This window comes from Anaerofustis stercorihominis DSM 17244 (assembly GCF_000154825.1).
GTDB lineage: Bacteria > Bacillota > Clostridia > Eubacteriales > Anaerofustaceae > Anaerofustis > Anaerofustis stercorihominis.
This window is the reverse complement of the sequence record NZ_DS560019.1, coordinates 1,076,380-1,089,440: the sequence shown is the minus strand read 5'-3', so window position 1 is coordinate 1,089,440 and position 13,061 is coordinate 1,076,380. Positions and strand designations below refer to the sequence as shown.

15 protein-coding genes and 1 pseudogene are annotated in these 13,061 nt (G+C 31.7%); 14 read left to right on the top strand and 2 right to left on the bottom strand.

What is annotated here, in order from left to right; translation table 11 throughout:
- Positions 1 to 42: 42 nt before the first annotated feature.
- Positions 43 to 570, top strand: a complete 528-nt coding sequence (locus ANASTE_RS10060; RefSeq protein ID WP_007050916.1) for a hypothetical protein — start codon at positions 43 to 45, stop codon at positions 568 to 570.
- A 45-nt stretch (positions 571 to 615) separates the two neighbouring features.
- On the opposite strand, the gene ANASTE_RS10055 is transcribed toward ANASTE_RS10060, so the two are convergent.
- A complete protein-coding gene (locus ANASTE_RS10055; protein WP_007050915.1) occupies positions 616 to 1,491 on the bottom strand; it encodes a LysR family transcriptional regulator in 876 nt (291 codons plus the stop codon).
- 143 nt (positions 1,492 to 1,634) lie between these two features.
- Here ANASTE_RS10055 and ANASTE_RS10050 point away from each other — a divergent pair, with 143 nt between their 5' ends.
- The 11 genes and pseudogenes from ANASTE_RS10050 (at position 1,635) to ANASTE_RS11550 (ending at position 10,880) form a co-directional block, all read left to right on the top strand.
- Positions 1,635 to 1,856: a hypothetical protein gene (locus ANASTE_RS10050; protein WP_007050914.1), complete on the top strand. Its 222-nt coding sequence runs from the start codon at positions 1,635 to 1,637 to the stop codon at positions 1,854 to 1,856.
- 27 nt (positions 1,857 to 1,883) lie between these two features.
- A complete protein-coding gene (locus tag ANASTE_RS10045; protein ID WP_198004123.1) occupies positions 1,884 to 3,056 on the top strand; it encodes an iron-containing alcohol dehydrogenase in 1,173 nt (390 codons plus the stop codon).
- Between the two features lie 22 nt (positions 3,057 to 3,078).
- Positions 3,079 to 3,651, top strand: coding sequence for a sugar O-acetyltransferase (locus ANASTE_RS10040; RefSeq protein ID WP_039945575.1), 573 nt, complete (start codon positions 3,079 to 3,081; stop codon positions 3,649 to 3,651).
- 14 nt (positions 3,652 to 3,665) lie between these two features.
- Positions 3,666 to 4,208, top strand: coding sequence for a flavodoxin family protein (locus tag ANASTE_RS10035; protein ID WP_007050911.1), 543 nt, complete (start codon positions 3,666 to 3,668; stop codon positions 4,206 to 4,208).
- Between the two features lie 13 nt (positions 4,209 to 4,221).
- Positions 4,222 to 4,752 (top strand): annotated as a pseudogene (locus tag ANASTE_RS12250) (cyclophilin-like fold protein).
- 144 nt (positions 4,753 to 4,896) lie between these two features.
- Complete coding sequence (locus ANASTE_RS10025) at positions 4,897 to 6,429, top strand: DEAD/DEAH box helicase (RefSeq protein WP_007050908.1); 1,533 nt, start codon at positions 4,897 to 4,899, stop codon at positions 6,427 to 6,429.
- Positions 6,430 to 6,609: 180 nt separating this feature from the next.
- A complete protein-coding gene (locus ANASTE_RS12315; protein ID WP_007050907.1) occupies positions 6,610 to 6,993 on the top strand; it encodes a DUF4300 family protein in 384 nt (127 codons plus the stop codon).
- A gap of 38 nt (positions 6,994 to 7,031) precedes the next feature.
- On the top strand, positions 7,032 to 7,475 hold the full coding sequence (locus ANASTE_RS10015) for a DUF4300 family protein (protein WP_156777672.1): 444 nt from the start codon (positions 7,032 to 7,034) through the stop codon (positions 7,473 to 7,475).
- 117 nt (positions 7,476 to 7,592) lie between these two features.
- Positions 7,593 to 8,126 carry a DJ-1/PfpI family protein gene (locus tag ANASTE_RS10010; protein WP_007050905.1) on the top strand — a complete coding sequence of 178 codons (534 nt, stop codon included), beginning with the start codon at positions 7,593 to 7,595 and terminating at the stop codon, positions 8,124 to 8,126.
- Between the two features lie 49 nt (positions 8,127 to 8,175).
- Complete coding sequence (locus ANASTE_RS10005; protein WP_007050904.1) at positions 8,176 to 9,045, top strand: radical SAM protein; 870 nt, start codon at positions 8,176 to 8,178, stop codon at positions 9,043 to 9,045.
- 170 nt (positions 9,046 to 9,215) lie between these two features.
- The gene (locus tag ANASTE_RS11550) at positions 9,216 to 10,880 is read left to right on the top strand and encodes a GH25 family lysozyme (RefSeq protein WP_052294613.1); all 1,665 of its coding nucleotides are present in this window, start codon (positions 9,216 to 9,218) and stop codon (positions 10,878 to 10,880) included.
- A 28-nt stretch (positions 10,881 to 10,908) separates the two neighbouring features.
- Here the strand turns inward: ANASTE_RS11550 and ANASTE_RS09995 are convergent, their stop codons facing one another.
- The gene (locus ANASTE_RS09995; RefSeq protein ID WP_007050902.1) at positions 10,909 to 11,328 is read right to left on the bottom strand and encodes a pyridoxamine 5'-phosphate oxidase family protein; all 420 of its coding nucleotides are present in this window, start codon (positions 11,326 to 11,328) and stop codon (positions 10,909 to 10,911) included.
- Positions 11,329 to 11,436: 108 nt separating this feature from the next.
- Here ANASTE_RS09995 and ANASTE_RS12310 point away from each other — a divergent pair, with 108 nt between their 5' ends.
- Together ANASTE_RS12310 and ANASTE_RS12305 are read left to right on the top strand one after the other, a co-directional pair.
- A complete protein-coding gene (locus ANASTE_RS12310) occupies positions 11,437 to 12,231 on the top strand; it encodes an amidohydrolase family protein (RefSeq protein ID WP_278183685.1) in 795 nt (264 codons plus the stop codon).
- Complete coding sequence (locus tag ANASTE_RS12305) at positions 12,215 to 13,021, top strand: amidohydrolase (protein ID WP_341271241.1); 807 nt, start codon at positions 12,215 to 12,217, stop codon at positions 13,019 to 13,021. Before ANASTE_RS12310 ends, ANASTE_RS12305 begins: the two co-directional genes overlap by 17 nt.
- Positions 13,022 to 13,061: the final 40 nt, after the last annotated feature.

The following is a 13,061-nucleotide window of genomic DNA, read 5'->3' as shown; positions in this document are numbered from 1 at the left end:
CTGATATACTCTTCTAAGTAAATAAAAATCAGGAGGGAAAAAATGATAACTGATATGATATTATACGTTATATTGACTTTGATAACTATATATATAAGACAAAAACTTATAAACAATAGTTTAAAAGCCTATGGGGAATTAGAATTTAAAATAAATGAATTAAATCATGATACGAAAAAGGAATTATGGCTTATTATACTAACTCTGATCGGAAGTCTTTTCTGTGTATTTATAATCAGTTTTTATAATAATAATGAACTCATTCCCTCCTGGCTTTTTTCTTTTCTTTGTGCTGTCATAAGCGGGATTTATATAAGCTCAATCTTACAAAACAAATATTTAAATATAGGATTATATAAAAGTGGTATTATTTTAAAATCTCAAATAATAAAATATAAATGGATAAATTATTATTCTATTTCCACATCCGATGATGATTACTACACTATATATCTATATGATAGAAATAATAAAAAAATCAATATCAACGAACCCATAAAAATAAAAAATATTGATTTTGAAAATATTAAAGAAGTTTTTCTAAAACATGATATAAAAAACAATAACTAAAACCGATCGATTCGATCGGTTTTATATTTCTTCGCCGATTATAAATCACAATAAATCCTGCAATGCCTCAATAAATTTCTCGGTAGCCTTTGAAAAGACCTGATACTTTTTCCAAACGATATAAAGAGGTGCTTCCAATTTAGGTTTCAGCGGTTTAAAACAAAACTTGCTTCCACCGGAGGTATTTACGAGCTTATCCAAAGTAAGTACGTATCCCAGCCCTTCATCGACCATTAATGTAGCATTATAAACTAAATTATAAGTCGCAACGATATTTAAATCTTCAAAGCTATACCCGCTCCACCCCGATAATTCATTTGTTTTCAGCGCCTGTATGGAAACTATCAAAGGTAAATCTTTTAAATCCGCTGAACTTATCACGTCTTTATCCATAAGAGGGCTGTCCTTTTTCATCAAAAGCCCCCATGTATCCGTAACGGGAAGCCTAATATAATCATATTTATTTAAATTCGATGAACCTATTAAAATACCAAAATCCAATAATCCCTTGTCCAGCCTTTCGGTCACGTCCTGTGCATTCCCGCTGTAGAGATGATATCTGATACCCGGATAATTTTTTTGTAGTTCTTTTGCGGTCTTAGCCACTATCCTCATGGCATCGGTCTCTCCCCCGCCGATATATATATCCCCGCTTATTATATCTTCATTTGATAAAAACTCCGACTGAGTTTTATCAGCAAGCTCAACGATCTCCTGAGCACGCCTTCGAAGAAACATACCTTCTTCGGTAAGGGTAATTTTTCTTTTCCCTCTTATAAATAATTGTTTTCCAAGCTCCTTCTCCAAATCCATAAGCTGTTTTGAAAGTGTCGGCTGAGTTATATGTAAAACTTCCGCCGCCGCAGTAATATTTTCTTCTCTGGCAACCGCCAAAAAATAACGAAGTACTCTTAATTCCATATTATCGCATCTCCTTATCTTTTTTATCTTTTTTATATTTTATAGATTATTACCATTCCTGTCAACTATGGTAATCCATTCAATATAGGTATTTGCTATTTTATATTTCTTACATATAATTTAATTAAGAAGGAGGCATTATTATGAAAAGTAAACTTGATATTATTCAAAATCTAAAAGATGCGGGCTGTAATGATGATTTCATAACAAAGTATATCAAATTTGAAAAATACGGCAACCATCAAGGACAACTTAGGCTTCTTTCAATGCACAGGACTTCACTTATAAATCAAATCCATGATAGTTACAAAATGATCGATTGTCTCGACTATTTGATTTATAAAATGAAGAAACAAATATATTAAAAAAATTTAGGAGATTTTATTATGAACATGAATTTTAATTTATTTACATCGACAAACTTATTGTTCGGAACGGGAATGTTGAACGAACTAGGCAAACAAAAATTACCGGGTAAGAAAGCTTTACTGCTTATTTCAAACGGAAAATCAACAAGGGAAAACGGAACGCTAAATAAGGTTCAAAAACAACTGGAAGAAGCAGGGGTGGAGTACACTTTATGTGCTAATATTCACGAAAACCCAACAAAAGAAGTTGTTATGGAAGCGGCTTCAACAGCAAAAAAAAATAGCTGTGATTTCATAGTAGCTCTCGGAGGAGGTGCGGTACTGGACTCTTCTATAGCAGTTGCGGCAATGGCTACCAATCCGGGAGATTTATGGGACTATGTTGCAGGAGGTACAGGTAAAGCTAAGCCGCTTATAAGTAAACCTCTACCAATCGTAACAATAGCAACCACCTCGGGAACAGGTTCCGAAATAAACTGCTGGGGAGTTATAAGCAACAATGAAGCAAATGAAAAAATAGGTTTCGGAGGAGTTCCCGAACTAAATCCCGTTCTTTCTATAGTCGACCCGACATTAATGCTGACAGTACCTGCAAAATACACCGCATACCAAGGTTTTGACGCACTGTTTCACAACACGGAAGTAATGATAAGCAAAGACATAAATATCTTAAGCGAAACCATAGCATTATCCGCTATTGAAAATATAGCAAAATACCTCCCTATTGCAGTAAAGAACGGGAATGATATCGAAGCAAGAGAAAGAGTTGCTTACGCAAGTACCATGGCAGGAATAACGATGCAGCTTACAAGCACAACGGCAAAACATTCCATGGAACACGCAATGAGTGCTTATCACAGCAATTTACCTCACGGTGCGGGACTTATTATGATTTCAAATGAATTCTATAAATTCTTTATCGATAAACACGCCTGTGACGAACAGTTTATTAAAATGGCGAAAGTAATGGGAATAAAAGACGCAGATAAACCGGAAGATTTCCTTACGGCTTTATACAACCTACAAAAAGAATGTAACGTAGAAAACCTTAAGATGAGCAATTACGGATTTACTATTGACGAAGCGGATACTCTTGCTACAAATGCAAGGGAAACAATGGGCGGATTGTTCCTCGCAAATCCATGTGAAATGACTCATGAAGACTGTGCAGAAATCTTTAGAAAATCATATCGTTAGAAAACAAATCGGAGATAAGAATATGGATTTAGAAAAATTTTTAGAACACGTAAATGACGAGTTACCCATACCGAAGGCCTCCAATACTCATGAATATATGATAAAACTTAGTAACGAAGCCATGAAAATCACAACAAAGCTAAACAATTCTTACAATACACCTAGAGAAATTCGTGAACTGTTTTCCGAGCTTACAGGTAAACCCGTGGACGACAGCTTCGGAATGTTCCCGCCTTTCTACACAGACTGCGGGAAAAATATAACCATCGGTAAAAATGTCTTCATAAATTCAGGCTGCTGCTTTCAGGACCAAGGAGGTATCACGATCGGTGACGGAGCCTTTATTGGGCATAATGTAGTAATAGCCACACTTAATCATGATTTTAATCCCAAAGAAAGAAGCACCACACATCCGTCTAAAGTTGTAATAGGAAAAAATGTATGGATAGGTGCTAATGCGACAATCGTTCCCGGAGTAACCATAGGAGATAATTCGGTAATAGCCGCAGGTGCGGTAGTCACCAAAGACGTTCCGCAAAATGTTATTGAAGGCGGAGTTCCCGCAAAAGTCATTAAGAGTATAGATAAAAAATAAACAGGAGAATTAATATGAATAAAAAAGTTTTGATTATTTCAACAAGCCTCAGAAAAAACAGTAATTCACAAATCCTTGCAGAGGAATTCAAGAAAGGTGCGGTTGAAGCAGAAAATGAGGTTGAAATAATAAGCTTAAAAGATAAGAAAATAAATTTTTGCATAGGTTGTTTAGCCTGTCAAAAAACTCAAAAATGTATAATCAATGATGAGGTTAAGGAAATAATAGATAAAATGTTAACGTCAGATGTAATTGTCTTTTCAACACCTATATATTTCTATGAAATGTCGGGACAAATGAAAGTATTGCTTGACAGGTCTAATCCTTTGTTCCCCTCAGACTATTCATTTAGAGACATATACTTATTGGCTGCTTCGGCAGACACGGACAAAAGGTCAATGGACGGGGCGTTAAAAGGATTACAAGGCTGGATCGACTGCTTTGAAAAAGCAAGTCTAAAAGGTGTCATTAAAGGTACGGGGGCAGACGAATCCTCAAGTATCAGTGCTTTATCCGATATTCTTAAATCAGCATATGATATGGGTAAAAATGTTTAAAGGTAAATAATAAATGAAAAATACAAAAATATTAATTTCTTTAATCTTGATAATATTCATAGCATTATCTCTTACGGCTTGCAATAAAAACTGCACAGACAAAAACCAAAGAAAAGAAAATAACAGCCCTTCCGTATCAGAAAATTTAGCATATGAAAATAACAAGAAAAATAACAAAGAGTTGATACCTGTTGATATTTTCATAAACAATAACACATTTTCTGCAAAACTGTATACAAGTGACTCCACCGAAGAGCTAATAAACCAATTTCCCATGACGATAAATATGAACGAAATGAACTGAAATGAAAAATATTATTATATATCTTCATCCCTTACTCAAGATGAAGAGGATATAAAAAATATTAAATCGGGAGATATAATGCTCTACGGTTCTGACTGCATCGTTATATTTTATAAAGATTTTGAGACATTTAATAAATATACAAGGCTAGGGTATATAGAAGACAAAGAAAAATTATCAGACATATTAAAAAATAATAATGATGTAAAAATCACATTTCAATCAGACATTAAAATATAAAATCAAAAGAAAGTTGCTTTTTTATTACTATTATGATATACTGAATAAACATTTACGCGTATTGCAATTTATATAAAAATATAAAATTAAACGAGGAGTGTACCTCGTTTTTTATTTTGCAGGTAAGTGTACAGGAGGAAATAAATGAACAAAACTACATTTTCTGAGCTCGAAATAAACTTAGATATAAATCGAGTATTAGATGAAATGGGATTTACAAATCCCACAGATATCCAAAATAAAGCGATCCCCGCAATAAGAAGTGGAGTTGATGTTATAGGAAAATCACAGACAGGAACAGGAAAAACAATAGCATTTGCAATTCCTGCCATTGAAAAAATAGACATAGAACAAGAAAAACCAACCGCACAGGTTTTGATAATCTGTCCTACAAGAGAATTGGCACAGCAAGGATATGCAGAAATAAAGAAACTTACCAAATATATGCCTGAAATAAAAGTCGTAGATATATACGGCGGTGTATCAATGGAAAGACAAATTTCAAAACTTAAAAAAGCTCATATCGTAATCGGTACACCCGGAAGGATCAAAGATCATCTTAAAAGACGTACTTTAAAACTACAAAACATAAAAATGGTCGTACTTGATGAAGCAGACGAAATGTTAAGCATGGGTTTCAAAGAAGATATAGATACGATTTTAAAAACCGCACCGGACACAAGACAGACTGTACTGTTTTCCGCAACAATGCCGCCTGCAATAATGAATATCATAGATACATTCTTAAAAAATCCATTACTTATTCAAATCGATAAGGAACAAGTGACAGTAAATAAAATAGCTCAAAATTATATAGATGTACCAAAAGGAAAGAAAAAAGAAGTATTAAATCTTCTCCTTCACTACTACGGTTCGAAGCTTACAATCATTTTCTGCAATACAAAGCGTATGGTAGACGACCTTACAAAGTTCCTTCGTAAAAATGGATTTAGTGCAGAATGTCTTCATGGTGATATAAGACAAAACGAAAGAAGCAGAGTAATGTCTAATTTCAAAAATGCAAAAACTCCAATACTGGTTGCGACAGATGTTGCGGCAAGAGGAATAGATGTAAAAGACGTTGAATATGTTATAAATTATGACATACCTCAAAATTCCGAATACTATATCCATAGAATAGGAAGGACCGCAAGAGGCGGAAAAACAGGAACTTCTATTACAATGACAAATAATAGAAAACAAGTTACCGACCTTAAAATGATATTAAAAGAAACCAACTCAAAAATCAAAAAGTTAGATATACCTACAAAGAACGATATAAACTCAAAGAATTCTAAAGACAATATGTCAGTTATAATAAGCGCACTTAAAAGAGAAAATAATTCACACGATGAAATGATATCTGACTTAAAAGACTTGGGATACAGTGAAAACCAAATAGCAAAAGCTGCCTTAAACTTATACTTTGGCGAAACAAAAGAAAATATCGTAAAGATCGAAGATATTTCCATAAACAAAGAAACAAAAAGATATAACGACGGTAATAAAAATAATGCAAGAAGAAAAAAACAAAAATCATATGGAAACAAGTCTTTAAAAGATGATTTAATATTCTATGAAAATAACAGAAGAACATCATCAAGTAAAAATTCAAACAGGAATAAGAAAAGAACAAACGGAAATTATAAAAATAAAAGAGCCAATCAAAGTTGTTAATATTTAAAAGAAAGTCTGATGACTTTCTTTTTTTATTAAATAAATCTATTTATATCAACATCACAATATTTTAAGAAATTATTAAATATATGAAGATTATATTAATAAGGACGGACAAGCATTGATACCAAACCTTACATCTGATAGACTTTGAAAAAATCAGAAAAAAGGAGTATACAAATGAGGAAAAAATATTTAAAAAGTATCGCCGCTGCATTGGCTTTAATTTGTGCGGTAAGTATTTTATCAGTGCCGAAAAATGATGTCCGAGCTAAAAGCAAGCCTATTACTTACTCTAATATGTTAAGTAAAACTGCACAAACTAAAGTATCTAAAATATTAATCAAAAACAAGGTATCCAAAAAGCAAACAGTTAAATATTTTAAGTGGGTAAATGATTTATATAAACGTTCATCTAAGCTTAAAGCAAAAGAATTTATAAAAACGGACGGTAAAGCCGTAAATTATGATAACTTTACATTTAAATCAAAGAAACTAAAAAACGGAGATTTTGCTCCAGAGGTAAACTGCAGGATGAGTGCATTCTTATTATATAAAATTTGATTAAAACCAAAGGGAAGGCAAATCATAATGATACATTTATGATGTTCGATGTAGATGCGATAGAAAACGCTCCGCAGTTTAAAATGACCAAAAGTGATAAGAAAAAATATACTATATTGTTTAATTCCGTTAATGTAAAAGGAACAAAAACATTAAAACAGCACAAACAAAAAATACTTAAATCATTCAAATCAAAGAATATCAAGTTCAAGAAAAGTAATATATCTCTTATATCACTATACATGCATTCCCCTTCTGATAATCTAAGGTTTATTGGACATACGGGAGTACTTATAAAAAACAATAAAAGTTTACTGTTCTTGGAAAAGTTCGGACCGGAAGCACCTTATCAAATAACTAAGTTCAATAGCAAAAAGCAGCTTATAAATTATTTACTGTCGAGGAATGATATTTACGGAGATAAAACAGAACTCTCCCCTATCATTACTCAAAACGATAAAATAATCTACGGCGGGAAATAATATATCAATATGAACATTCAATGAAACTTCAACTTCTATTATATTAAAACTTAAATAAGTGTTATAATATATAAACAACATAAATAATAAATAAGTTTAAATAAAAGGAGAATAAATATGAAAGTTTGTATGATAATAACAGACGGATTTGAAGAAATAGAAGCTATAGGAACATTCGCCATTCTAAGAAGAGGCAGCGTAGACGTAGATGTATATTCACTTCTCGATAAAGATGCGACAGGCAGATTTGGGATCACATGCACTAATCTAAAACCATTTTCCCAAATAAAAGAAGAAGACTATGAAGCATTGATACTTCCGGGAGGTCCCGAATACGTTGCTATAGAGGCAAGTACTAAAGTACAAAATTTAATCAAGTCGTTCAGTAAAAAAGATAAATATATGTGTGCAATTTGCGCAGGTCCTACAATACTCGGAAGAGCAGGATACCTTAAAAATAAAAATTATACCTGCTTCACTTCAATGAACGAAGATTTCGGAGGGACATATATAGATAAGTACGTGGTTACGGACGGTAAAATCATTACGGGAAGAAGTGCCGCGGCTACCATCGACTTTGGATTTGCTATCTTAAAAGAGCTAATGGGCGAAAAAGCAGAAAAAGAAACAAAAGAAGAAATATATTACTAAAAGAAAGTGTTTTCTCACTTTCTTTTTTATAGATAAAAAGGAGAACTAAATGAATTATCAAGGAATAGTATACAGACCTCCCAGCGAAGCGGGAAGTTTGATAGTACAGGTAACTATAGGCTGCAGTCAAAATGGATGTACATTTTGCAGTATGTACAAAGATAAAAATTTTCATATTAGAAATATAGATGAAATTTTAACAGATTTTAAAGAAGCAAGAGAATTATATAAAAATATAAGTAAAATATTTTTAGCGGACGGAGATGCACTGATATGCAAAGCTGATATGCTTATAAAAATACTGGATTTTATAAAAGAATATTTCCCTGAATGTAAACAAATCTCTTGCTATGCTTCAGCAAAAAGTATACTCTTAAAATCCGAAGAAGAGCTAAAAACACTTAAGGATAAAGGACTGAAAATGGTTTATCTGGGGCTTGAATCCGGAAGCGACAAGATACTTAAAAGAGTAAAAAAAGGTGTCACGTCAAAAGAAATGATCGAGGCCGCAAATAAAATCCATAATGCAGGTATCATGTTATCCGTCACTGCTATATCGGGACTTGGAGGATATGAATTATGGGAAGAACATGCAGTAGAAACAGGAAAAACTTTATCAAAAATGAACCCACAATATATAGGACTTCTTACTTTGATGATAGAACCGGGAGTACCTTTAGAGAATGAAATAAAAAAAGGTACGTTTAAAGTAATGGATCCATATGACATCTTAAAAGAAACAAAATTGCTCATTGAAAATCTAAATTGTGATAATGCAGTATTCAGAGCAAACCACGCTTCCAATTACGTAAATTTAAAGGGAACTTTAAATAAAGATAAAAAAGAACTTATTAATAAATTAAATGCCGCACTGGAAGGAAAAGAATATATAAAAGAAGAATATATGAGAGGACTGTAAAAGTATAATAATTACTTCAAGTAAATATCAAAATTCATTTCTCATTATAAGAAAAATCAAAACATACAATATTTAAATTATATTTATATTGCACACTTAATAAGATATTATGCTATACTTATCATATAAAATATAGAAATTATAGATTATTAGGATTAAAGTGAGGAAATATGAAAAAAATACTATCATTTATCTTGTCATTGATGTTTATAATGAGCATAGTGGTTACTCCCATAGCTGCAAGCGAAAAAAACACTAATGCAAACACCAAAACAGTAAAAACAGCAGTTGACGACCCGGAACAATTCAGAGCAAAGGGAAATATTTCAAAGGACTTTTATGGCGGTGGTTCTATGAAAAGTACAATGAGTACGAAAACCAAAAGTAACTTTACCGGCAAAACATACACTCATAACAGTAAGTTTGACGGCAGTGTGATTGTAAATGGTATTGATGTATCTGTTTGGAATAATAATATAAACTGGACCAAAGTAAAAAATGCGGGTATAAAGTATGTATTTATTAGAGTTGCCGCAAGAGGATACGGTAAAAGCGGAACTATTTTTGATGACAGCATGTTTGTAAAAAATATAAACGGAGCAAAAGCGGCAGGCATAAAAGTGGGTGTTTATTTCTTTTCACAGGCTATAACAAAAGCAGAAGCAAGACAGGAAGCAAATTATACATTAAATAAAATAAAAGGATATAAAATGGACCTTCCTGTAGTAATGGACTATGAATACTCTGGAGGATCTTCCGGAAGACTCACCCAAGCAAAACTATCTAAAACAGCTGCAACAAATATCTGCATGGAATTTTTAAATACGATAAAAGCCGCAGGATATACTCCAATGTTATATGCAAACTACAGTATGTTAAATTACAGTTTAAATAAAGAAACTATAGACGCAAAATATGCTGTGTGGCTCGCTCATTACAGCACAAGTACTTCTTATAACGGAGATTATACATTTTGGCAGTATTCATCCGACGGAAAAGTAAGCGGTATCTCTGGAAGAGTGGACATGAATTTCTGGTACTCTGCAAAAACACTTAAATATTTGGGGAATAGCGATAGTAAAATAAAAATGTCTTGGACTAAAATATCCAATGCAGACGGCTATATAATTTACAGATATAATCCTACATCCAAGAAATATGAACAAATTAAAAATATAAAAAACAATGTAACGACAACTTGGACTAATACAAAACTAAAATCTGCAACGACATACTATTATAAAATAAGAAGCTATACACTTGAAAACGAAAAGTACAACTATGGAAAGATGTCTGAACAATTAAAAGTTACTACTGACCCTAAAAAAGTAAAAACATTAAAAGTTACTACATCTACAACAAAAAAAATCAATTTATCATGGTCTAAAATAACAGGAGCAAGCGGATATAGACTGTATAAATATTCACCAAAGAAAAAAAGATATGTACATTATAAAACACTTAAAACTAATAAATATCAAGATAAAAAAGTATCTAAAAATAAAACCTATAAATATAAAGTAAGAGCTTATAGAACTTTAAATGGATCTTTATATTTTGGAGGTTATTCACCTACATTAAAAGCTAAAGCAGTTAAAAAGACATTGGTATCAATGAAGGCTGATGGGATTATCAAAGCTTCAAAAGTTTATGTAAGGCAAAATGCAGGTACTAACTATAAAAAAGTTACTAAAGTTTCTAAAAACAAAAAGGTAAAAGTAACGGGATATAAAAAGGATAAAAAAGGAAAGAAATGGTATAGGATTTCTTTTACAAAAGGGAAGAAAAAATACAGCGGTTATATAAGCAGTAAATATATAAAAATAGTAAAATAAAAAGACAACTTAAAGTGCTTTTTTATTATTATTCGATATTAAAATCTTCGCTTGAAAAATTTCTATAATAACGACCCTTAAATGCAGTAAATCTTAAGACCGCATAATCTTCGTCTGTAACACCTTTCGGATAATACATTTCATCTCCCTCACGCCATATCAGTTCTTTACTGTCCTTATCTGTAAAAACTTCCATATTCCCTACAAGCATAACTCCTCTGAAAAACCTTTTATCATAAAAATAAATACTTGCCTTATCATTTTTCAGATATTGTCTGACTCTCATTGATGAAGTATTTGTAGTAAAATAAAATGTCTTAATGTCTTGTCTTATCCTCGGAACCAGCATAGCTTTCATATTCGGGAAACCATCTTCATCTATACTTGCTATAAATGCCACACTTGCTTTATCTATCAAATTACCTACCGTCTTTATCTTATCTCTCATAATATTGCTCATTCCTTTTTATTTTATAATAACATATAAATATTTTTATTAAAGTAAAATGTATATTATAAAATATGGGTTATAATAAAGATAATAATGGAGGATAACATGAAAAAAATTTATTACGGCGACAACATAGTTACTATGGAGAATAAATTATACACTCAGGCGGTACTAATTGACAATAATAAAATATCAGCTACAGGTGATTATAACGATATTATAAAACTGAAAGACAAAGATACGATAGTTACAGACTTAGGTCAGAAATGTCTTATGCCTTCTTTTATCGATTCGCACAGTCATATCACTGCTCTTGCGCAGACTTCATTAACGGCAGACTTATCAAATGCTAAAAATTATGATGATATAATAAATATACTAAAAGACTTTAAAAATAAAAACAATTTAAGTAACAATGACTACTTGATAGGTTTTGGCTATGACCACAATTTTTTGGAAGAAAAAACTCATCCTACAAAAGAAATATTAGATAAAGCAAGCATAGAAATACCGATACTGATAACACACAAATCCGGACATATGGGAGTTACAAATTCATTGGGTCTGAAGCTATTAAATATAGATGAAAACACAAAAGATCCCGACGGAGGTAAAATCGGAAGGTTCAGCGGAACAAACACTCCAAACGGATATTTAGAAGAAACAGCTTTTACAAATAACTCAAAAAAGCTTGATAACTTTTCCATGGATAAAATCATAAAAGCAATGAAAAAAGCAGAACGTGTTTATTTGAGCTATGGTATTACCACAGCACAGGATGGAATCACAAGAGAAAAAGAATTCGAAATTTTAAAAACAATGTCGAAAAGAAACAAACTTGATATAGACGTTGTAAGTTATATTGATATAAAAATAATAAAATATATTAGAAAAACATAAGGAATATTTAAAATATATAAATCATTATAAAATAGGAGGTTATAAACTATTTCTCGACGGTTCACCTCAAGGTAAAACTGCGTGGCTAAGTGAACCTTACAATGGAGAAAAAGAATATAAGGGATATCCGATTTATAATGATGAAGAAGTTAAAAGCGTTATCAAAACCGCTCTGAATGAAAATATCCAGCTTATCACTCACTGCAACGGAGATGCAGCAGCAGAACAGCTTATAAAATCATTCGAAGATTTAAATCCAAAAAATGATATAAGACCTGTTATGATACATGCTCAAACAATAAGAGAAGACCAAATTAGAAGGATGAAAAAGTATAATATGATACCATCATTTTTTGTTGACCATATATATTACTGGGGAGATATTCATTTAATAAACCTAGGCAGCAGAGCTTATAAAATTTCACCTATAAAAACGGCTATTAAAATTGATTTGATATATACCATACATGAAGATACCCCTGTACTTAACCCGGACATTTTCGAAAGTATATGGATAGGTGTAAACAGAACGACTAAAAATGGAGTGACACTCGGCAGTGATGAAAGAATAACTATATTGGAAGGATTAAAAGCCGTTACGATAAATGCGGCTTATTCCTATTTTGAAGAAGATACAAAGGGAAGCATAAAAGAAGGAAAATTTGCGGATTTAGTTATTTTAGATAAAAATCCATTAAAGATATGTAATCCTGATAATTTAAAGGAAATAAAGATATTGGAAACAATAAAAGAGGGAAAGACTTTATATAAAAACAATCAAAACTTTTAATCTTAACTGTGAAGTTTATATGTAACATGATATAATATTA